19 protein-coding genes are annotated in these 21234 nt (G+C 73.9%); 9 read left to right on the top strand and 10 right to left on the bottom strand.

Annotation, left to right across the window (positions count from 1 at the left end):
* Positions 1–9: 9 nt before the first annotated feature.
* On the bottom strand, positions 10–900 hold the full coding sequence (locus FKD65_RS01535; protein WP_141575521.1) for a virginiamycin B lyase: 891 nt from the start codon (positions 898–900) through the stop codon (positions 10–12).
* Positions 901–1014: 114 nt separating this feature from the next.
* Here FKD65_RS01535 and FKD65_RS01530 point away from each other — a divergent pair, with 114 nt between their 5' ends.
* The gene (locus FKD65_RS01530) at positions 1015–1632 is read left to right on the top strand and encodes a TetR/AcrR family transcriptional regulator (RefSeq protein WP_240809928.1); all 618 of its coding nucleotides are present in this window, start codon (positions 1015–1017) and stop codon (positions 1630–1632) included.
* 9 nt (positions 1633–1641) lie between these two features.
* On the opposite strand, the gene FKD65_RS01525 is transcribed toward FKD65_RS01530, so the two are convergent.
* Positions 1642–2490 (bottom strand): alpha/beta fold hydrolase, encoded by an 849-nt coding sequence (locus tag FKD65_RS01525; protein ID WP_141575519.1) that lies wholly within the window; start codon positions 2488–2490, stop codon positions 1642–1644.
* Between the two features lie 107 nt (positions 2491–2597).
* Here FKD65_RS01525 and FKD65_RS01520 point away from each other — a divergent pair, with 107 nt between their 5' ends.
* A complete protein-coding gene (locus FKD65_RS01520) occupies positions 2598–3062 on the top strand; it encodes a MarR family winged helix-turn-helix transcriptional regulator (protein ID WP_141575516.1) in 465 nt (154 codons plus the stop codon).
* Between the two features lie 50 nt (positions 3063–3112).
* Here FKD65_RS01520 and FKD65_RS01515 read toward each other — a convergent pair whose 3' ends face one another.
* Positions 3113–4366 (bottom strand): RNA polymerase sigma factor, encoded by a 1254-nt coding sequence (locus FKD65_RS01515; RefSeq protein ID WP_141575514.1) that lies wholly within the window; start codon positions 4364–4366, stop codon positions 3113–3115.
* On the bottom strand, positions 4363–4773 hold the full coding sequence (locus tag FKD65_RS01510; protein ID WP_240810426.1) for a YciI family protein: 411 nt from the start codon (positions 4771–4773) through the stop codon (positions 4363–4365). The genes FKD65_RS01515 and FKD65_RS01510 overlap by 4 nt, the downstream gene beginning before the upstream one ends.
* Positions 4774–4957: 184 nt before the next feature.
* Between FKD65_RS01510 and FKD65_RS01505 the strand changes: the two genes are divergently transcribed.
* The gene (locus FKD65_RS01505; protein WP_141575510.1) at positions 4958–6508 is read left to right on the top strand and encodes an MFS transporter; all 1551 of its coding nucleotides are present in this window, start codon (positions 4958–4960) and stop codon (positions 6506–6508) included.
* 4 nt (positions 6509–6512) lie between these two features.
* Here FKD65_RS01505 and FKD65_RS01500 read toward each other — a convergent pair whose 3' ends face one another.
* The 4 genes from FKD65_RS01500 to FKD65_RS01485 all read right to left on the bottom strand — a co-directional run bounded on the left by FKD65_RS01500 (position 6513) and on the right by FKD65_RS01485 (position 9218).
* On the bottom strand, positions 6513–6683 hold the full coding sequence (locus FKD65_RS01500) for a hypothetical protein (protein ID WP_205718507.1): 171 nt from the start codon (positions 6681–6683) through the stop codon (positions 6513–6515).
* A gap of 24 nt (positions 6684–6707) precedes the next feature.
* Positions 6708–7313, bottom strand: a complete 606-nt coding sequence (locus FKD65_RS01495; RefSeq protein WP_141575508.1) for a TetR/AcrR family transcriptional regulator — start codon at positions 7311–7313, stop codon at positions 6708–6710.
* Positions 7314–7395: 82 nt separating this feature from the next.
* Positions 7396–8058: a response regulator transcription factor gene (locus FKD65_RS01490; protein ID WP_141575505.1), complete on the bottom strand. Its 663-nt coding sequence runs from the start codon at positions 8056–8058 to the stop codon at positions 7396–7398.
* Positions 8046–9218: a sensor histidine kinase gene (locus tag FKD65_RS01485; protein ID WP_240809927.1), complete on the bottom strand. Its 1173-nt coding sequence runs from the start codon at positions 9216–9218 to the stop codon at positions 8046–8048. Before FKD65_RS01485 ends, FKD65_RS01490 begins: the two co-directional genes overlap by 13 nt.
* 161 nt (positions 9219–9379) lie before the next feature.
* Here FKD65_RS01485 and FKD65_RS01480 point away from each other — a divergent pair, with 161 nt between their 5' ends.
* On the top strand, positions 9380–9802 hold the full coding sequence (locus FKD65_RS01480; RefSeq protein WP_141575503.1) for a DUF6069 family protein: 423 nt from the start codon (positions 9380–9382) through the stop codon (positions 9800–9802).
* A gap of 310 nt (positions 9803–10112) precedes the next feature.
* The gene (rpoB, locus tag FKD65_RS01475) at positions 10113–13598 is read left to right on the top strand and encodes a DNA-directed RNA polymerase subunit beta (RefSeq protein WP_141575501.1); all 3486 of its coding nucleotides are present in this window, start codon (positions 10113–10115) and stop codon (positions 13596–13598) included.
* A gap of 79 nt (positions 13599–13677) precedes the next feature.
* On the opposite strand, the gene FKD65_RS01470 is transcribed toward rpoB, so the two are convergent.
* Positions 13678–14709 carry a trans-acting enoyl reductase family protein gene (locus FKD65_RS01470; RefSeq protein WP_141575499.1) on the bottom strand — a complete coding sequence of 344 codons (1032 nt, stop codon included), beginning with the start codon at positions 14707–14709 and terminating at the stop codon, positions 13678–13680.
* A gap of 113 nt (positions 14710–14822) precedes the next feature.
* On the opposite strand from FKD65_RS01470, the gene FKD65_RS01465 reads away from it, so the two are divergent.
* Both FKD65_RS01465 and FKD65_RS01460 read left to right on the top strand, forming a co-directional pair.
* Entirely contained in the window at positions 14823–15821 is a 999-nt protein-coding gene (locus tag FKD65_RS01465; protein WP_141575497.1) for a helix-turn-helix domain-containing protein, read from the top strand.
* Between the two features lie 177 nt (positions 15822–15998).
* On the top strand, positions 15999–17540 hold the full coding sequence (locus tag FKD65_RS01460; protein WP_141575495.1) for an FAD-dependent monooxygenase: 1542 nt from the start codon (positions 15999–16001) through the stop codon (positions 17538–17540).
* Between the two features lie 74 nt (positions 17541–17614).
* Here the strand turns inward: FKD65_RS01460 and FKD65_RS01455 are convergent, their stop codons facing one another.
* Positions 17615–18868 carry an MFS transporter gene (locus FKD65_RS01455; protein ID WP_141575493.1) on the bottom strand — a complete coding sequence of 418 codons (1254 nt, stop codon included), beginning with the start codon at positions 18866–18868 and terminating at the stop codon, positions 17615–17617.
* 47 nt (positions 18869–18915) lie between these two features.
* Here FKD65_RS01455 and FKD65_RS01450 point away from each other — a divergent pair, with 47 nt between their 5' ends.
* Together FKD65_RS01450 and FKD65_RS01445 are read left to right on the top strand one after the other, a co-directional pair.
* Positions 18916–20346: a PLP-dependent aminotransferase family protein gene (locus FKD65_RS01450; RefSeq protein ID WP_141575491.1), complete on the top strand. Its 1431-nt coding sequence runs from the start codon at positions 18916–18918 to the stop codon at positions 20344–20346.
* A 72-nt stretch (positions 20347–20418) separates the two neighbouring features.
* Positions 20419–21156: a VOC family protein gene (locus FKD65_RS01445; RefSeq protein WP_141575488.1), complete on the top strand. Its 738-nt coding sequence runs from the start codon at positions 20419–20421 to the stop codon at positions 21154–21156.
* Positions 21157–21234: the final 78 nt, after the last annotated feature.

The following is a 21234-nucleotide window of genomic DNA, read 5'->3' as shown; positions in this document are numbered from 1 at the left end:
GGCGGCGGGTCAGGCGACGGCGACGCGAGCGAGCGCGCCGATCTCCAATGCCACCCACAGGGCGCCGTCCGGGCCGACCGCGATGCCGTGCGGCTCGGATGCGGCTGTCGGCAGCGGGTGCTCGTCGATGCGGCCCTCGGGGCTGATGCGGCCGACGTGGGCGGTGCCCCACTCGGTGAACCAGAGGTCGTCGCCGGGGCCGGCGACGATGGCGTGCGGGCGGGCGCCGCGGTCGGGCAGCGGGAACTCGGTGACCTTCCCGTCGGTGGTGATCTGCCCGATGTGCCCGGTGCCGATGCCGGTGAACCAGAGCGCGCCGTCCGGACCCGAGGTGATGCCGACTGGCGCGGAGCCCTCGGTGGGCAGCGGGTGCACGGCGACGTCCCCGTCCGGCGCGATCCGCCCGATGGCGTTGCCCTGGTTGAGGGTGAACCACAGGGCCTCGTCCGGACCCGCCGTGATCATCGAGGGCATGGTGCCCTCTCCCGGCACCGGGTAGGCGCTGATCTCGCCGTCCACGGTGATCCGGCCGATGCCGCCGGCGTGCATGCGGGTGAACCACAGCGCGCCGTCGGGCCCGGCGGCGATCCCGCACGGGCCCCACCCCTCGGGCAGGGCGAACCGCGTGATCTCGCCCGCCGCGGTGATGCGGCCGATCGCGTGGCCGTGGAAGGCGGTGAACCACAGCGCGCCGTCCGGGCCCGCCGTGATGATCATCGGTCCGGCGGGGACGGGCCCGTGCACGGTGAGCTCGCCGTCCGGCGTCATCCGGGCGATCCGGCCCTCGTGGACGAGCGTGCACCACAGCGCGCCGTCTGGTCCCGCGGCCACGCCGTACGGCCCCGCGTCCGGGCCGGACACCGTGAACTGCTTGATCGTGGTGTGTGAACCCTCTGCCATGAATCGTCCCCCCTCGTCCCTCAACTGCTGTTTCCGTCCGAGGACGAAGTTAACGCAACCAGAGTTGCGTTACTATCGGGTCATGGAGACCGGCCGGGACCTCGAGACCGCGCGGTGACCGCCCCCGGACCGGGCACCGTCCGCCCCGGAGGCCGCACCGCGCGGGTGCGCGACGCCGTCCGCGAGGCGACGCTCGCCGAGCTGTCCGATCGCGGCTACCAGGGGCTCACCGTCGAAGGGGTGGCGGCCCGCTCGGGCGTGCACAAGACCACCGTCTACCGGCGCTGGGGGAGCGCCGACGGCCTCGTCGCCGACGCTCTCGACCGCGCCGCCGCCGAGCCGTGGCCGATCCCCGACACCGGGTCGCTCGCGGACGACCTGCGGGCCCTCGCCCGGCTCGTCGCGGACGGCTTCGCCGATCCCGTCGAGGGCCCGATCGCCCGCGCGTTCGTGCTGGCCCCCGCCCAGAGCGGCGACGCCGCCCGCTCCCTGCACTCGTTCTTCGCCCGCCGCCACGAGCAGGCCGCCGTCATCGCGCGCAGGGCGGTCGAGCGAGGCGAGGTCCCCGAGGGAACGGACGCGGCCGAGGTCGTCCGGGTCGCCGTCGCGCCCCTGTACTACCGGCTGTTCATCACCGGGGAGCCGGCCGACGGGCGGGCCGCCGACCGGGCCGCCGCGGCCGCCTGCGCTGCCGCCCGCGCGGGCGCCCTCACGGCCGCGCCCGACCCCTGACCGCCGCGCTCAGGTGCCGTCGAGCGCGGCACGCAGGGCCTCGGAGTAGGCGCGTGGGTGGGTGGTGTTGCCGTTGTGGCCGCCGGGGAACTCGCGCGGCTCGGTGCCGAGCAGGGCGGCCAGCGCGAAGGCGCACTCCTTGTCGAAGACGGTGCGCGGGGTCGTGCGCCCCACGGCCGGGACGATCCGTGTGGGGGCGCCGGCGAGCGCGGCGACGTCGAGGGTGTCGCCGATGACCGCGCTGAAGTCGTGCTCGACGAAGAAGTCGAAGTCGCGCTCCCGCTGGGGCGTCATGGGCCGGCGGGTGACGCCGGGCTCGGCGTCGGGGGCGGCGGGGTCGATGCCCAGCACGCCGGCGATCAGCCCGAACGTGGCGGCCAGGCCGTCGCGGCGGTGGACCTCCTGGATATGCGCCAGTTCCCGCTCGTGGCGGGCGCGCTGGTCGCCGGGCAGCAGCCGCGGGGTGACGGGCTCATGGGCGACGAGCACGCCGATCCGGCCGGGGTGGTCGACGGCCACGTGGAACCCGATCGAGGCGCCCAGGCTGCACCCGAGCATGAGCACCGGTTCGTCGGACAGTTCGGCCAGCAGGCGGTGGACGTCGTCGGCGTGGTCGGTCAGGCTCACCCCCCGGGACGGGTCGTCCAGGACGCTGCGCGACAGACCTCGGCGGTCGTAGGTCACCACGGTGTAGTCGGCGACGAGCCGGTCGGCCAGGTCCGCGCTGCGCCCGGCGTCCCCCTCGCCGCTCTGGGAGATCAGCAGCATCGGGCCGGTGCCGCGCACCTCGTAGTGGATCCGGGCGCCGTCGGTGCGGAGCATGCCCGTCTCCAGGGGCCGGGGCGTGGTGGTGGCCATCGGAGGTCCTCTCGGTCAGGGGGCGGTTCGGTCGTACGGGACCGACCATAAAGCATCAAGTTTGATACATCAAGCTTGATGCATCAGAACTGATGTAAGTTGGCGGCATGGACGGAGTCGAGCTTTTCCTGCTGGGGCGGACCCTGATGAAGATCGGCGAGGAGGCCCTGCCCACCGAGGGCATCGGCCGGCACTCCACCAGCGTCCGGACCGTCCTGATCGTCGTGAGCGACGTCCGCACGCATCCCGGAAGCGCCGTCGGGGAGATCGCCGCCCGCACCGGCCTTCCGCAGAGCGCGGTGTCGGCGGCGGTCGCCCGGCTCCGCGAGGTGGGCGCCGTCAGCGCCGAGCCCGATCCCGGCGACCGCCGCCGGGTCCGCATCCACCCCGTGTCCCCGCCCTCCGCCCGGGTGGAGGAGATCAGGGCGAGCTCCGTCGACGGAGCCCTCGCGGCGGCCCTGGACACCGACGACCCGTCGCGGGTCGCCGAGATCGTCGGCCTCCTCGAGGAGCTCGCGCGGCACCTGACCCCGCAGGCCGTCACCCGCCTGCGCGGCTCGTCGTCCGCCTGAGGCTCCGGGCACCGCATGGGAGCCCCCGGTTCTCCACGGTGCCGCGCGGGTCAGTCGGCGGTGTCCGCCAGGCGGGCGGCACGGGCGTTGAGGTAGCGCCGCTCGGTCAGGCTGTGGGTGCGCTCGGCCGCCGCCAGGTAGCACGCCCGCGCGGCGGCGGCGTCGCCCGACATCTCCAGCAGATGCGCGCGGACGGCGTGCAGGCGGTGGTGCCCGGCGATCCGCTCGTCGGCCTTCAGCCCCTCCAGCAGGGCGAGCCCGGCGGCCGGGCCGCGGGCCATCGCCACCGCGACGGCGTGGTTGAGGGCCGCCATCGGGTTGGGCGCCAGCTCCAGCAGGACCTCGTAGAGGGCGGCGATCTGCGGCCAGTCGGTCTCCTCCGCGACCGGGGCCTCGTCGTGGAGCGCGGCGATCGCGGCCTGCACCTGGTAGGGGCCGGCGGGCCCGCGCGGCAGCGTCGCCGAAAGCAGCGACACCCCCTCGGCGATGTACTCGGCGTTCCACAGGCTCCGGTCCTGCTCGGCCAGCGGGACGAGGTCCCCGGCCGCGTCCGTGCGGGCGGGGCGGCGCGCGTCGGTGAGCAGCATGAGCGCGAGCAGCCCGGCCGCTTCGGCGTCGCCGGGCAGCAGCCGGTGGGCGATCCTGGCCAGCCGGATCGCCTCGGTCGCCAGCTCGCCCCGGTGAAGGCGCGCCCCGCCCGTACTCGCGTACCCCTCGGTGAAGATCAGGTAGAGGACGCGCAGGACCGCGGCGACCCGTCCGGGCCGCTCGTCCGCGGCGGGCATGCGGAACGGGACGCCGCTGTCGCGGACGCGCCGCTTCGCGCGGCTGATGCGCTGCCCCATGGTGGCCTCGGGGACGAAGAACGCGCGGGCGATCTCGGCCGTGGTCAGGCCGCCGACCGAGCGGAGGGTGAGCGCGATCCGCAGGTCCGGCGTCAGGACGGGATGGCAGCACAGGAACAGCAGGATCAGGGTGTCGTCGCCGGCCGGCGGCGGGCGGTCGGCGGCGGGCGCGATCCAGGCGTCCGGCGGCGTCCAGGCGGCCAGCGCGTCCTCGCGGCGGCGGCGCGCCCGCTCGGCGCGCAGCAGGTCGGTCAGGCGGCGGGACGCCACCGTGATCAGCCAGGCGCGCGGGTCGGCGGGTACCCCCTGGTCCGGCCACTGCGACGCCGCGGCGAGCAGCGCCTCCTGGACGGCGTCCTCCGCGGTGTCGAAGTGCCCGTACCGGCGGACCAGCGCGCCGAGGACCTGCGGCGCCAGCGGGCGCAGCAGGTCCGAGGTCCCCTCGTGCGGCGCGGTCACGGCTCCAGGTCGGCGCGCCCGTCGACGATCGGCCGCAGGTCCGCGTAGGCCCGCGCCCGCGCCGCCTCGGGGACCGGGCACCGCGCGAGGCGGGCGGCGATCTCCGAGGCGCGGTCGAACCCGTCGCACTCGATGACGGTGTACCCGGCGAGCACCTCCGCGGTCTCGGGGTAGGGCCCGTCGGTCACGGCCGGCTCCCCGTCCCCGCCGTGGAACCGGCGGGTGTGGACGGGCTCGTCCAGCCCCTGGGCGTCCACGAACTCCCCGGACTCGACCAGGTCCTGGTTGAACTTCTCCATGTACGCGTGCATCGCGGCCAGATCCTCGGCGGACCAGACGGCCTCGCCCTCGGGCACCTTGCCCGCCATCTCGTCGTAGTCCCGCTGCGACGCGTACAGCATGAGCATGTACTTCACGATGCTCTCCCCTTTGGTCCGGCGCCCCCGCGGCGCCTCGTGCAGGAGACGTCGGAGCCGCTCAGCCGCTTTCGACACACGTTCCCATTCTTTCTCGCGGGCCGATGTCGAGAACCCGGCGCCCGCTCCGACCCGTCCGTGACACGTGATCTCACCGGACGAGGGGTGCAGGGGCATGGAGCACGAGGAGCAGGACGCCGCGGAGGCGCCCGCGGGGACGCGCGAGTGGCTCGCGCTGGCCGTACTGGCGCTGTCGTCGCTGCTGCTGGCCGTGGACATCACGGCGCTGCTGCTGGCGCTGCCGCGGCTGAGCGCCGATCTGGGCGCGAGCGGCACCGAGCAGCTGTGGATCAGCGACGCCTACGGGTTCATGGTCGCCGGATTCGTGATCACCATGGGCACGCTGGGGGACCGGCTCGGCCGGCGCCGCCTGCTGTTCGCCGGAGCCGCCGCGTTCGCCGTCCTGTCGGTCGTCGCCGCCTACGCGCCCGACCCGCAGACGCTGATCGCCGCCCGGGCGCTGCTGGGCGTGGCGGGCGCGACGCTGGTGCCCTCGACGCTCGCGCTCATCACCAACATCTTCCGCGACGAGCGCGAGCGCGGGAAGGCCATCGCGATCTGGGCCACCTGCCAGTTCGCGGGCGGCGCGTGCGGCCCGGTGCTGGCCGGGCTGCTGCTCCAGCGCTTCTGGTGGGGGTCGGTGTTCCTGGCCGCCGTCCCGGTCATGGCCCTGCTGCTGGCGGCCGGCCCGTTCGTGCTGCCCGAGTTCCGGGACCGGACGGCCGGACGCGTCGACCCGCTCAGCGTCGGGCTCTCCCTGGCCGCGGTGCTGCCGGTGGTGTACGGGATGAAGCAGCTGACGCTCGCCGACGGCCGCGGCGGGCTCGCTCCGGTCGCGGCGATCGCCGCCGGGGCGGCCCTCGGCGCCGTGTTCGTCCGGCGCCAGCTCAGGCTCGACCACCCGCTGCTGGACCTGCGGCTGCTGCGCAGCCGCCCGTTCAGCGCCGTCCTGGTCTCGCTGGTCTTCGCGGGCGTCGCCATGGCGGGGACGGGCCTGATGGTGACCCAGTACCTCCAGGGCGTGCTGGGGCACTCGCCGTTGGCCTCGGCCGTGCTGTTCGCGCCGATGGGGCTGGGCGTCGCCGCCGGGACGATGGCGGCGCCCGCGCTGGTCAAGCGGGTCCGGCCCGCGACCGCGATCGCCTCCGGACTCGCGGTGTCGGCCGCGGGCTGCCTCCCGCTGGCGGTGTCGGACGGGCTCCCCGCCGTCATCGCGGGCGTCACGGTCCTGGCCCTCGGCACCGGCCCGCTGTTCGCGCTGGGGACCGGCATGGTGGTCGGATCCGTCCCGCCCGAACGCGCGGGCTCGGCGGCGGCGATGTCGGAGACGAGCAACTACCTCGGCGGATCGCTGGGCCTGGCGGTCCTCGGCGTGATCGGCACCTCCGTCTACCAGGCCCGGATGGACGGCGTCGCGGGCCCCGCGGCCAGGACCCTCGCCGGCGCCGTCGCCGGCAGCGGCCACCTGCCGCCCGCGCGGGCGGAGGAGCTGCTGCGCGCCGCCCATGCCGCGTTCACCGCGGGCCTGCACGTCACCGGCGTCGTCGCCGCCGCCATCTTCGCCGGGCTCGCCCTGCTCGTGGCGGCCTCGGCCCGCGGCGGCGCGACCCGGGCGGCCGGGGGAGCGGCGGCCGAAGAGGCGGACGCCCGGCCCGCCGTGGTGTGAGGGGTCAGGAGGGGGCCGCCCACTCCTGCTCCTTCCAGGCCGGGTCGAGCGGTGTGTGGGCGATGTGGTTGGTGTAGTTGGACAGGGTCTTCATACCGACGCCGAGGACGACGTCCAGGACGTGGCGGCGGGTGTGGCCGGCGGCCAGGAACGCCTCGACCTCCGCGTCGTCCACCCGGCCGCGCCGCTCGACGTCTCCTCAGCGGGGCGAAGGGGGAGCGGGTGAGAGGGGGCGGAGCGCGGCGTCGACCGCCGCCGACAGCTCGCCGGGGTCGGCGCCGGCGCGTGAGCGCACGTTCACGCCGTAGGCGAGCAGTGCCAGCATCCGCGCGGTGGAGGGCAGGTCCAGGTCGCCGCGCAGCTGCCCGCGGTCGCGTGCGGCGAGGAGGGCGGCGCGCAGGGCGGCGCAGAGGGCCTCGTGGTGGGCGTCCAGCACCTCGCGTTCGTCGGCGTCGCCCGCCTCCTGCGCCGCGTGGGCGTTGGACACCATGCAGCCCCAGCGCGCGTGCTCACCGGAGCAACGTGCGGTGACGAGCCCGTCGAAGAACGCGGCGATCCCCGGTAGGCCCCGCCCGTCGGCGGCGAGCCGGTCGAACACCGGACGCGAGTGCCGGTCGACGTAGCGGCGCAGCGCCGCCAGGTAGAGCTCCCGCTTGCCGCCGAACGTCCCGTACAGGCTGGAACGGCTGATCCCGGTCTCGGAGACCACCTCGGCGATCCCCGTCGCGGCCGCGCCGCGCCGCCAGAACAGCCGCACCGCCTGGTCCAGGACGGCGTCGGGGTCGAAATGCCTGACGTCGGGCAACGCCCGCACCTCCATTAACTTGGAATGATCGTTCCAAGATTGGCACGTGGTACGGCGGGGCGCAAGGGGAGGGGGAAGGGCGTCAGGCGAGGCCCGCGTCGTGGGCCAGCAGCGCGATCTGGGTGCGGTTGTCCAGGTCGAGCTTGGTCAGGACGCTGGAGACGTGCGCCTTGACCGTGGCCACGCTCATGAACAGCTCGGCGGCGATGTCGGCGTTGGAGCGCCCCCGGGCGACCGCCAGCACCACCTCGTTCTCGCGGGGGCTCAGCCGGGCGAGCGCCTCGCGGGCGCGCTGGTAGGCGCCGGCCTCCACCGCCGCGCGGTCCATGAGGCGGCGGGCGACGCGCGGCGACAGGATCGGGTCGCCGTCGGCGACCTGGCGGACGGCATGGACGATCCGGTCCGGCGGGGTGTCCTTCAGCAGGAACCCGCTGGCGCCCGCGCGCAGCGCGTTCAGGATGTCCTCGTCGGAGTCGAAGGTCGTCAGCACGATGACCTCCGGAGGGTTCGGCCGGGCGCGCAGCCTCCGGGTCGCGGTGATGCCGTCCACGCGCGGCATCCGCAGGTCCATCAGCACGACGTCGGGGGCGTGCGCGTCGGCGGCCGCGGGCACCTCGTCGCCGTCGGCCGCCTCTCCGGCCACGGTGATGCCGCCCGTCCCGTCCAGCATCATCGACAGCCCGGCGCGCACGAGTGCGTCGTCGTCCACGATCAGGACGCGCAGGGGGCGGGTCACGCGGGCCATGGTAGCCAGGCGCGCAGCCGGAACTCGCCCTCCGCGGCCTGGTGGTCGAGCCGCCCGCCGGCCAGCCGGACGCGCTCGGTCAGCCCCACCAGGCCCGTGCCGCTGCCGGGGGCGAGCGGCGCCGCGCCGTCCTCGGGCAGCGGGTTGCGGATGTCGACCACGAGGCGCGATCCCGGCCGCCCCTCCAGCACCACCCGGACGGGACGTCCCCCCGCGTGCTTGCGGGCGTTGGTCAGCCCCTCCTGCACGACCCGGTACGCGGCCCGCCCCGCCGCCGCCGGAAGCGCGGACGCGCCGACCGTCTCGTCCCGCAGCTCCACCTGCCCGCCCGCGTCGCGGGACTCCTCCACCAGCCGGGGCACGTCCTCCAGGACGGGCTGGGGCCGGTCCTCCGCGCCGGCGTCCTCGCCCGAGTCCTCGGCGCGCAGCAGCAGGATCACCTCGCGCAGCTCGTCGAGCGCCTGGTGCACCCCGGTGCGGATCACCCCCGCCGCCTGCGACAGCTTCTCCGGCGGGGCGTCCGGCCGGTACTCCAGCGCGCCCGCGTAGGTCGCCAGCAGCGACAGCCGGTGGGCGAGCACGTCGTGCATCTCCCGGGCGATCCGGGTCCGCTCGGCCATGCGGGCCTCGGCCACCCGGCGGCCCTGCTCGGCCTCCGCCCGGCGGGCCCGCTCGCGCAGCGAGTCCAGCAGCTCCCTGCGCGCCCGCGCCAGCGCGCCCCACCCGATCAGCGCCCCGTAGCCGGCGGCGATGAGCAGCAGCCACCAGCTGAAGGAGATCCCCCGGTTCGGCTGCCACAGCCCCTGCACGACGTGCGCGGCGACGCCCGCCGCGCCGACCATCGCCGCCTGCCGGAACGGGCGCCGCTGCGCGACGTGCAGCACGCCCATGCTGGCCGCCGGAGTGGCGGTGGGGGACAGGGCCGCGAGCGCGGTCAGCGCCAGGGCGGCGCCGACCGGACGCCACACCAGCAGCGGCGCCAGCAGCCAGCTCGCCAGGGCGACCGCGATCTCGAGGCCCAGGACGGCGCCCGCCCCCTGCGTGCTGACACGGCTCCAGACCGTCAGCGCGGTCAGGGCTCCCGCCACCGCGGCGAGCACCGCCGCACCGCGCAGCATGCGCCGCGCGTCGAGCTCCGGGCGGTCGAACGTCTCGTTCACCGCACCGAGGCTAACCGCGAGGTCGCGCCGCCGACACCGACCAAAGTAGGTGCCCGCCCGAACCGGGGGCGGAGCGGACCCCGCCGCGCGGCCGATGCGCGGAGACCGCCCCGGCGGCCACGCTTCCGGACGTGCACCAGCCGCAACGAAGGGAGAGGCACATGACCGGAGGCGACACCGCACGGCGGGCGCTCACCGTCGCGGGAGCGGCGGCCGCCGCGCTCGCGCTCTGGGTGGCGGCCGGCCCGGTGGCCGGGCTCGACCTGTCGGCCGAGACGGGCGGGGAGGTCCGGCGGATCGGCGCCGGCACGGTCGTCGCCGCCACCCTGATCGCGGGGCTGGCCGCATGGGGCCTGCTCGCGGCGCTGGAACGGACGACCTCCCGTCCGGGACGCGTGTGGACCGCCGTCGCCGCGACCGCTCTCGTCCTGTCGATGCTCGGGCCGCTCGCCGGCGCCGCCGACGGAGCCTCCATGGCCGTCCTGGCGGCGATGCATCTGGTCGTCGCGGCGATCCTGATCCCCGGCCTCGCGCGCTCGGCCCGTCCCGCGCCGAGCCGTGACCGCCGTGGGGCGGGCTTGTGACCCGTCCCGCGGACCGGTCCTGACGCAGAGGGCGGCCGGTCCGCGGGACGGGCGCGCTCGCGCCCGCGTACATGGGCAAATGATTCTTCTCGGGCCATTTCCGGGGGCTCGGGTTGACGGGGGCGATGCGAGCGTGTCATCCTGGCTGCGGGATCGAGGTTGACGATTTAAGTATGAGTGGACAGCTCTATCCACATTGCTTTATGCTGCCCCTTCCGCGCTCGCCTCGACGTCCCCTCTTCCGCAGTGGCCGTGATGTCGTCCGGCGTGCGCGCCGTCAGTCCGCCGCGAGCCCTCGGAAGGACCCCTGTTGGCAGTCTCGCACACCGCGTCCGCCGTACCCGCCGTACCCGCCGGCCCCCGCCGCGTCTCGTTCGCGCGCATCCGCGAACCCCTCGAGGTTCCCGATCTGCTCGCCCTGCAGACCAACTCCTTCGACTGGCTGGTCGGGAACGAGAGGTGGAAGGCCCGGGTCGAGGCGGCCCGCCAGGCCGGGCGCCGCGACGTCCCGATGCAGTCGGGGCTGGAGGAGATCTTCGAGGAGATCAGCCCGATCGAGGACTTCTCCGGAACCATGTCCCTGTCGTTCCGGGACCACCGGTTCGAGCCGCCCAAGTACTCCGTGGAGGAGTGCAAGGACAAGGACATGACCTACTCCGCCCCGTTGTTCGTCACGGCGGAGTTCATCAACAACACCACCGGTGAGATCAAGAGCCAGACGGTCTTCATGGGCGACTTCCCGCTCATGAGCCCGAAGGGGACGTTCATCGTCAACGGCACCGAGAGGGTGGTGACGTCCCAGCTCACCCGTTCGCCCGGGGTGTACTTCGACCGCGCGCTGGACAAGGCGTCCGACAAGGACATCTACGGCTGCCGGGTGATTCCGAGCCGGGGTGCCTGGCTGGAGTTCGAGGTCGACAAGCGCGACAACGTGGGTGTGCGCATCGACCGCAAGCGCAAGCAGCCGGTGACGGTTCTGCTGAAGGCGCTGGGGTGGGACGAGGCGCGGATCCGGGAGCGTTTCGGCTCGTATGAGTCGATCAATGTGACGCTGGAGAAGGACCACACCTCCGGTCAGGATGACGCGCTGCTGGACATCTACCGCAAGCTGCGGCCGGGTGAGCCGCCGACGCGGGAGTCGGCGCAGACGCTGCTGGAGAACCTGTACTTCAATCCCAAGCGGTACGACGTGGCCAAGGTCGGCCGCTACAAGATCAACAAGAAGCTCGGTCTGGACCTGGACATGAACCAGGGGACGCTGACCGAGGACGACGTCGTCGCCACGATCGAGTACCTGGTGCGTCTGCACGCGGGTGAGGAGGAGGCGACCCTCGGGAGCGTGGCGGTGCCGATCGAGGTCGATGACATCGACCACTTCGGCAACCGGCGGCTGCGCACGGTGGGTGAGCTGATCCAGAACCAGGTCCGCGTGGGGCTGGCCCGCATGGAGCGGGTGGTGCGTGAGCGGATGACCACGCAGGACGTGGAGGCGATCACGCCGCAGACGCTGATCAACATCCGGCCGGTGGTGGCCTCCATCAAGGAGTTCTTCGGCACCAGCCAGCTGTCGCAGTTCATGGACCAGACCAACCCCCTGGCCGGCCTCACCCACAAGCGCCGCCTGAACGCACTGGGGCCCGGCGGTCTGTCCCGTGAGCGGGCGAGCATGGAGGTCCGCGACGTCCACCCGTCGCACTACGGCCGCATGTGCCCGATCGAGACGCCCGAAGGCCCGAACATCGGCCTCATGGGGTCCCTGTCGTCCTACGGGCGCGTCAACCCCTTCGGCTTCATCGAGACGCCCTACCGCAAGGTCGTCGAAGGCCGCGTGACCGACGAGATCGACTACCTGACGGCCGACGTCGAGGACCGGTACGTCATCGCGCAGGCCAACACGCCGATCAACCCCGACGGCACCTTCGCCGAGAGCCGGGTGCTCGTCCGCCGCAAGGGCGGCGAGGTCGAGGCGATCCGGCCGGACGAGGTCGACTACATGGACGTCTCGCCGCGCCAGATGGTGTCCGTCGCGACCGCGATGATCCCGTTCCTGGAGCACGACGACGCCAACCGTGCGCTGATGGGTTCGAACATGCAGCGGCAGTCGGTGCCGCTGCTGCGCAGTGAGGCGCCGCTGGTCGGGACGGGTATGGAGTACCGTGCCGCGACCGATGCCGGTGATGTGATCACCGCGGAGAAGGCGGGTGTGGTCGAGGAGGTCTCGGCCGACTACGTGACCGTGATGAACGACGACGGCACGCGGACGACGTACCGGGTGTCGAAGTTCAAGCGGTCCAACCAGGGGACCTGCTTCAACCAGAAGCCGATCGTGGACGAGGGCCAGCGGGTGGAGCTGGGCCAGGTGATCGCCGACGGGCCGTGCACCGATGACGGTGAGATGGCGCTGGGCAAGAACCTGCTGGTGGCGTTCATGCCCTGGGAGGGGCACAACTACGAGGACGCCATCATCCTGTCGCAGCGGCTGGTGCAGGACGACGTCCTGTCCTCGATCCACATCGAGGAGCACGAGGTCGACGCCCGCGACACCAAGCTGGGGCCCGAGGAGATCACCCGCGACATCCCGAACGTCTCCGAAGAGGTCCTGGCCGACCTGGACGAGCGGGGGATCATCCGGATCGGTGCCGATGTGGTGCCCGGTGACATCCTGGTCGGGAAGGTCACCCCGAAGGGGGAGACCGAGCTGACTCCGGAGGAGCGGCTGCTGCGGGCGATCTTCGGTGAGAAGGCGCGCGAGGTGCGCGACACCTCGCTGAAGGTGCCGCACGGTGAGCAGGGCAAGGTCATCGGGGTGCGGGTGTTCTCCCGCGACGACGGTGACGAGCTGCCGCCGGGGGTCAACGAGCTGGTCCGGGTGTACGTGGCGCAGAAGCGCAAGATCACCGACGGGGACAAGCTCGCGGGCCGGCACGGCAACAAGGGCGTCATCTCCAAGGTGCTGCCGGTGGAGGACATGCCGTTCCTGGAGGACGGCACCCCCGTCGACATCGTCCTGAACCCCCTGGGCGTCCCCGGCCGCATGAACGTCGGACAGGTCCTGGAGACCCACCTCGGCTGGATCGCCTCCCGGGGATGGGACATCAGCGGCATGGACGAGGAGTGGGCCGGCCGGCTGAGGGACAAGGGCCTAGACCGCGTCGAGCCGCGCACCAACGTCGCCACCCCCGTCTTCGACGGCGCCGGCGAGCAGGAGATCATCGGCCTGCTCGGCAGCACGCTGGTCAACCGCGACGGCGACCGCATGGTGATGCCCACCGGGAAGGCGAGGCTGTTCGACGGCCGCACCGGCGAGCCCTACAGAGACCCGATCTCGGTCGGCTACATCTACATCCTCAAGCTCCACCACCTGGTCGACGACAAGATCCACGCGCGCTCGACCGGCCCGTACTCCATGATCACCCAGCAGCCGCTCGGCGGTAAGGCCCAGTTCGGCGGCCAGCGCTTCGGTGAGATGGAGGTCTGGGCACTGGAGGCCTACGGCGCCTCATACGCCCTCCAGGAGCTGCTGACCATCAAGTCCGACGACGTCGTCGGCCGCGTGAAGGTCTACGAGGCCATCGTCAAGGGCGAGAACATCCCCGAGCCCGGCATTCCCGAGTCCTTCAAGGTGCTCATCAAGGAGATGCAGTCGCTGTGCCTCAACGTCGAGGTGCTCTCCAGCGACGGCATGTCCATCGAGATGCGCGACACCGACGAGGACGTCTTCCGCGCCGCGGAGGAGCTCGGCATCGACCTGTCCCGTCGTCCGAACGAGGGCGCGATGAACGTCGAGGAGATCTGACGAGCGGCCGCCCGGTCCGGGCGGACGCCTCCCCGGACGGGGGTGTCCGCCCGGACCGGGCCGGCCCGGCGGTGCCGGGTCACCGGCGCAGTTCGAACGTGAGATGCGCGGACAGCGCGCGCAGGAAGTCGACGGAGTCGAACACCTCCCCGGCGGAGGCGACGCCGGTCGCCCGGGTCCGGCCGGTGAGGACGCGGTCCACCGCCTCCACCGCGAGCGGCGCGCTGACGGCGTAGATGTCCCGGCCGCTCGCGGTGGCGCGCCGCTCCTCGCCGCCGGAGCGCACGACGACGTCGACCACGAACGTCTGGCCGGAGCGTCCGCGCTCGTCGGCCGCCGCGGGCGCCGGGGTGCCCGGAGCCGACAACTCCTCGACCGCCTCGACCGTCATGTAGGAGCGCACTTCGGGGACCGCCAGGTGGCTGGGGATCGTGACGACGTCGGCCATGCTGAACTCCCCGATGACGGAACGGACGCCCATCGGCTCGGGAAACGCCCACTTCACGGAGGGAAGGGTGTCGTCGTGGTAATCCAGCTTCCCGCCGGTGAAGCGGACCCTCCGGCCGTCCCGCCGCTCGTAGGAGACCGCGCCCGAGGCCCGCGTACCGGTGGTGGGATGCCAGCCGCTCAGCCCGTAGGCGACGTGCACCTCGTCGGCGGCGTCCCAGTTCCCCATCGCCGCGGTGGCCAGCAGGTCGCCGAGGCCGCCGAAGAAGGCCATCGCGGGCACGACCACGGTCCCGGTCTTGCGGGCCCGCTCGGCGAAGCGCGCGAACGTGTCGGCGTTGGCCTCGATCTCGGCCGCCACGTCCACGTACGGGATGCCGGCGCGCAGCGCCGCCCCGATCACCGGGGCGCCCGTCGCGGCGAACGGCCCCGCGCAGTTGACGACCGCCGCCGCGCAGGCCAGCGCGCGGTCGAGCGACGCCGGATCCCCGGCCGACGCGGGCCGGACCTCCAGCCCCGGAAAGGACTCCGCCAGTGCCTCCAGCTTCCCGGCGTCGCGGCCGGACAGGACCGGGACGAACCCGCGGTCCCGCAACTCCGCCACCACGAACCGCCCGGTGTGCCCGTACGCGCCGAACACCGCGACCGCCTGACCCGATCCCATCGTCTCTCCCACCGTCCATCCCGGCGCCCTCGCCCGGACCATGGGAAGGATCCTGGCGGGCGAGAGCGCCCCGCACGAGCGTCCGGAACGCCATGGTTCATACAATTTCGGACATGAGGACGATCGCGGTCGCCGTCACCGACGGGATGCTGCACTTCGAGCTGTCGGTGGCCTTCGAGGTGTTCGGCTCCGCGCCGGCCGACGTGGCAGGGCCCTGGTACCGCGTCCTCGGCTGCGGGCCGGGCACCGTGCGGGCGGGCGGCTTCCGGCTGGAGCCCGAGCACGGGCTCGACCGGCTGGCGAGCGCCGACACCGTCATCGTCCCGGGGTGGGCCGACGTCGACACCGATCCGCCGGCCGACCTCGTCGACGCGGTGCGCGCGGCCCACCGGGCGGGCGCGCGTGTGGCCTCCCTCTGCACGGGCGCGTTCGTGCTGGCCGCCGCCGGCCTGCTGGACGGGCGGCGCGCGACCACGCACTGGGCGCACACCGCGGCCCTGGCCGCGCGCTACCCCCGGGTGGAGGTCGATCCGGACGTCCTCTACGTGGACAACGGCACCGTGCTCACCTCCGCCGGCAAGGCCGCCGCGATGGACCTGTGCCTGCACCTGGTCCGCCTCGACCGCGGCTCGGCGGTCGCGAACGCGGTGGCGCGCCGCCTGGTCGTCCCGCCGCACCGGGCCGGCGGCCAGGCCCAGTTCGTCGCCTCCCCGGTGCCCGCGCGGGAGGACCATCCGCTCGCCGATCTGCTCCCCTGGGCGATCGACCGGCTGGACCGTCCGCTGACCGTCGGGGACCTGGCCCGCCAGGCCTCGATGAGCCCGCGCAACCTGGGCCGCCGCTTCAGGTCGGTGACCGGCACCACTCCGCTGCAGTGGCTGTTGACGCAGCGGATCCGCCGCGCCCAGGAACTGCTGGAGACCACCGACGACAGCGTCGAGGCGATCGCCGCGGCCACCGGGATGGGCACCGGCACGACTCTGCGGCGGCATTTCAACCGCACGGTCGGCGTCCCGCCCGACACCTACCGCCGCACCTTCCGCCGCTCACCCGCCGAACGGCCTGCCGGCGGCACCGCGACCGGCGAGCGGCCCGCCGCGTCCCGGACGTAGCGGTCGCCGGTCCCTGAGGGCCCGACCGGCGAACCCGCTCGGAACACCTCCGCGCTGCCGGCGTGGCCGTGTCCGCCCTTTCAGTTCCAACGCGGTCCGCATGGTGGCCGCGGTCCGAGGCCTGCCGGCGTCCCGCCGCCGGCACGGCACGTGTGCAGTTCGAGCGAGGGAGAGTGCATGGACGCCGATGTGATCGTCGTGGGCGCCGGTCCGGCCGGCCTGATGCTGGCCGGGGAGCTGAGGGCGGCCGGCGCGCGGCCGCTGGTGCTGGAGCGCCGGCCGCGGCGCCGCGAGGTCCCGAAGGCCGGGGGACTGGGCGGGCAGATCCTGGAGCTGCTGCGCTACCGGGGCCTGCTGGAACGCTTCGAGGCGGCCTGCACCGATCCCGTCCCAGCGCCCCGGTTCCCCTTCGGCGGGGTGCATCTGGACTTCACCCGCCTGCCGGATCCCCCCATGCACGCCCTTCCCCTGCCGCAGCAGCGGCTGGAACGGCTGCTCGAGGAGCGCGCCCTCGAACTCGGCGCCGAGATCCGCCTCGGAAACCAGGTGGTCGGGGTGAGCCAGGACGATGCCGCGGTGACGGCGCAGGTGGACGGCCCGGACGGACTCCACCAGGTGAGCGCCCGCTACCTGGTCGGGTGCGACGGAGGGCGCAGCCGCGTCCGCGAACTGGCCGGCATCGCCTTTCCCGGCACCACCTATCCGGAGGTCAACCGGCTGGCGCAGGTGACGCTTCCGGACACGGTGGCCGTGTCGGGCGACGGCGACCTCGACGTCCCGGGCTTCGGGAGGATCCGTGCGGGGTTCACCCAGACCGGCCGCGGTCTGTTCGGGCTCGGCTCGTCCCCGGGCTCCAAGACCGTCTCCGTCTACACCACCGAGGACGAGGGCACCGAGTACGACGACGACGTACCGATGACGGTCGCCGAACTCCAGGGCAGCATCCGCCGCGTGCTCGGCGCGGTCCTGCCGGTGCGTGAGGCGCTCCGGCTGTCGCGGTTCACCTTCCAGGCCCGGCAGGCCGAGCGCTACCGCCACGGCCGGATCCTGCTGGCCGGGGACGCGGCGCACCTTTTCCCCGCGACCGGCGTGGCGATCAGCGCCGGGATGCTGGACGCGGTCGACCTGGCCTGGAAGCTGGCCGCCGCCGTCCACGGCTGGGCGCCGCCCGGCCTGCTGGACACCTACCACCGTGAACGCCACCTCGCCGGGGCCCGCACCCTGATGCACACCCGCGCCCAGGTGGCGCTGCGGCGCGGCAACGACCCCGCGGCCGAGGCGCTCCGGGAGCTCTTCCAGGAACTGCTCACCGACGAGCAGCCGCTGCGCCGCATGGGAGCGCTTCTCGCCGGCACCGACATCCGCTACCCGATGCCCGGCGCGGCCTCGCACCCCTTGGCCGGGACCTTCGCACCCGACCTCACCCTGCACACCGACCGGGGCGTCACCAGCGTCGCCGAGCTCATGCACGCCGCCCGGCCCGTCCTGCTCGACCTCGCCGAACGGCCCGACCTGCGCGAGGCGGCCCGGGACTGGCGGCACCGCGTCGACATCCGCGCCGCCAAGACCGACCAGCCGGCGGCCGGCGTCCTGCTGATCCGGCCGGACGCCCGCGTCGCCTGGGCCGCGCCCGCGGACGAGCCCGCCGCCACCGCCGCGCCCGCGCTGCGGCAGGCGCTCTCCGAGTGGTTCGGCGCTCCTGACGCCGGCGCTGCCTGAGGGTTCCGGCAGGGCGCCGGTGGAGGCGACGGCCCGGCGGGACGGCCGCGAAGTCGACCGTCCCGCCCGGTCGCCTACCGGGTCTCGCCGAACGCCCGCCCTTCATGGCCTCGACCCGGCCGTGGCTCCTTGGCCGCCCTGTGCTGTTCGCGAGCCCAGGCGGCGAGGCCCGCGGCCATGAACGCCGCCCCGGTCGCCGACACCGCCGTCCATCCGCCGGACCGGTAGGCGCCCGCGCCCGCGGCGGAGCCCGCCACGCCCCCGAGGGTGTAAAAGGTCATGTACACCGAGGCGATCCGTGAGCGGGCCCCGTCGACGAGCCCGTAGACCACGCTCATGTTCAGCAGATGGGTGCCGTGGACCGCGACGTCCATCACCAGGAGCCCCGCGACGAGCCATGCCAGGCTCCGGTCTCCGAGTGCCACCGCGCCGAACGAAGCGACCCCCAGGATGAGCAGCCCGCCGGTCCAGGCGCTCTGGCGGCCCCGGTCCGCGGCCCGCCCCGCGACCCTGGCCGCGAGGGCTCCCGCGGCGCCGACCAGCGTGAACAGGCCGATCTCCGCTTCGCCGTAGCGGTAGGGCGGATCGGCCAGCAGGAACGCCACGGTCGTCCAGAAGACCCCGAACGCCCCGAACACGCAGGCGCCGATCAGCGACCGGCCTCTCAGCAGCGGCTCGCGCGCCGCCAGGCGGGCGGTCGCCCGCAGCTGCGCGCCGTAGCCGATCGGCACCTCCGCGGCGGACGGAGCCATGGCGCGCGCCAGCACGGCGGCGAGCAGCAGCGTCATCGCGGCGGACGCCAGGTACAGGACGCGCCAGCCGAAGTACGCGGCGGTGAGCCCGGCGACCGCGCGCGACAGCAGGATGCCCACCAGCCCGCCGCCGAGCATCGTCGCGACCACCCGGCCGCGCTCGTGGCCGGCGGCGGCGGTGGCCGCGTAGGGCACGAGGATGTTGACCACGCTCGCGCTCGCCAGGCCGATCACCGCGCCCGCGGCGAGCAGCGCCCCGGCGGTGGGAGCGGCGGCGGTCGCCGCGAGGGCCGCCGCGTCGACCAGGAGCAGCAGGCAGACGAGGGGGCGGCGGCGGACGATGTCGCCGAGCGGCACCACCAGAGGCAGCGCCAGCGCGTAGCCGAGCTGCCCCGCGGTGGGCAGGTACCCGACCGCCGAGTCCGCGGCGTAGGAGTGGGCCATCTGCAGCAGCAGTGGCTGGCAGTAGTACAGGTTGGCGATGGTCAGGCCGTAGGCCGCGGCCAGCAGCCACACCATGCGGCGGGGCGTCCGCTCCGCTCCGCCGGCCCGCCGTCCGAGCGCCTCGTTGATCACGACCGCGACGCTACGAGGGAAATGGATCGACGATAAGATCCGCTCTCGTGTCAGGATCTTGGCCCATTCCAGGAGTCGATCTCCACCTGGAGCTCGACCCCGCGACCGGGCGCCGGGCCGGCCTGGAGAAGGCCCTCCGGGAGGCCGTCCGGACCCGACGACTCGCGCCTGGGGCGCGGCTGCCCGCCACCCGCAGGCTCGCCGCCGAACTGGGCCTGTCCCGGGGCACCGTCAAGGCGGCCTATGACCAGCTCGTCGCGGAGGGCTACCTGGCCGCCCGCCAGGGGTCGGGCACCGTGGTGGCCCGGCTTGCCCACGGCTCCGCCGATGACCCGGACCGATCATCCGGCGAGGCGGCCCTCCGACCACGGCACGATCTGCGTCCGGGCCGTCCGGACGCGTCCGCGTTCCCGACCGCGGCCTGGCTGCGGTCCGCGCGCCGGGCCCTGGGCGCCGCCGCGGGGGACGCCTTCGCCTACGGCGATCCGCGCGGCCGGATCGAACTGCGCACCGCGCTCGCCGAGTACCTCGGACGGACCCGCGGCGTCCTCGCGTCCCCCGATCTGATCGTCATCACCGGCGGATACGTCCAGGCCCTCGCCCTGCTCAGCCGCGTGCTCGGCGAGGCCGCCCCGGCCGTCATCGCCGCCGAGGACCCCGGAGTCACCTTCCACCGCGAGGTGATCCGCCGCAACGGCCCGGCCGTCGTCCCGATACCGGTGGACGAGCAGGGGGCCCGGACCGACCTGCTCGAGGGCCCCGGATTCCCCTCGGTGGACGCCGTGGAGCTGACCCCCGCCCACCAGTACCCGACCGGTGGGACCCTCGCCCCGGGGCGCCGCCGGGCCCTGGTCGACTGGGCGCGCTCCAACGACCGTCTTGTCATCGAGAACGACTACGACGGCGAGTTCCGCTACGACCGCCAACCCATCGGCGCCATCCAGGGGACCGCTCCAGACCGGGTCGCCTATGTGGGGACCGTTTCCAAGACCCTCGGGCCCGCGCTGCGCCTCGGCTGGATCGTCACGCCCCGCCGCCTCCTCGAACCGCTGGTCGAGGCCAAGCGCCACGACGACCGGCAGACCGAGAGCATCGGCCAGCTGACCTTGGCGGACTTCATCACGTGCCACGCCTATGACCGGCACGTCCGCGCATGCCGGCTGCGCTACAGGCGCCGCCGCGACCTCCTGCTCGACCGCCTGGACTCCAGGTCGCGTCCGCCGGCCGGATTCTCCGTCCACGGAGTCGCCGCGGGCCTGCACGTCCTGCTCAGCCTTCCCGCCTGCGGCCCCACCGAGCAGGACGTGCTCAGCGCCGCGGCGGCCCGGGACGTGGCCGTGGGCCGGCTGGGCGACCGCTGGCATGCGCCTGGAGATCATCCGCAGGGCGTCATCGTCGGTTTCGGAACGCCGAACCAGCACGCCTACCCGGCCGCCGTCGAGGCACTCACCCGCGCCCTCGACGCGTGCAGCCGCTGAGCGGCGGATCGAGCCTCAGCCGCCGCTCGCCGGTTCATGGCGCTCGTCCGGCTGGGCCTAGGGTGGGGCGGCATGGCGCTGCGACTCGTTCAGGTGAACTTCAAAGCTCGGGACGACTCCGCGCTCGGCCGGTTCTGGGCGGAGGCGCTCGGCTGGAGCATCTCCAGCGAGGGCCCCGGCGTGACCAATCTCGAACCCGAGGGATTCGACTGGCCGGACCCCACCGCCGTATGCGTCGACCTCGTCGCCGTCCCGGATCCCGGAACGGTGAAGTACCGCGTGCACCTCGATCTCGCCACCACCTCGGCGGACCATCGGGCGGAACTGGTGGCGCGCCTGAAGGATCTCGGTGCGACGCCCGCGGACGTGGGGCAGGGTGATGTCCCGTGGACGGTGCTCGCCGACCCGGAGGGCAACGTCTTCTGCGTCCTCGAGCCGCGGGAGGTCCACCGGGACACCGGCCCCATCGCCGCCGTGGTGGTCGAGAGCGAGGACCCCCGGGCCGAGGCCCGTTTCTGGGGTGAGGCGATCGACTGGACCCTGCACGAGGTGACCGACGATCACGCGGTGCTGCGTTGCGCCGAGGGCGTCGGGCCGTATCTGGAGTTCCGCCGCGCATCGAGCCTGCAAACCTGGTGGAGCCGCGTGCATCTCGACCTGCTGCCCAGCCCCGTGGACGCCAAGGACGCGGAGGTGGCCCGGCTGCGCGCCCTCGGCGCCACCGACGTCGACCTCGGCCAAGGCGATGTGCCTTGGACGGTCCTGGCCGACCCGGAGGGCAACGAGTTCTGCGTCCTCGGCCGGGCCTGAGGCAGAGCCGCGCCGCCCCCGGTTGTGAACGATTGCGGCGGCCCTGACGAAAACCGTTTGAGCCGTCCTTCCTCGTTC

It is taken from the genome of Actinomadura sp. WMMA1423, from assembly GCF_006547145.1.
Lineage (GTDB): Bacteria > Actinomycetota > Actinomycetes > Streptosporangiales > Streptosporangiaceae > Spirillospora.
This window is presented reverse-complemented; position numbering and strand designations above follow the sequence as displayed.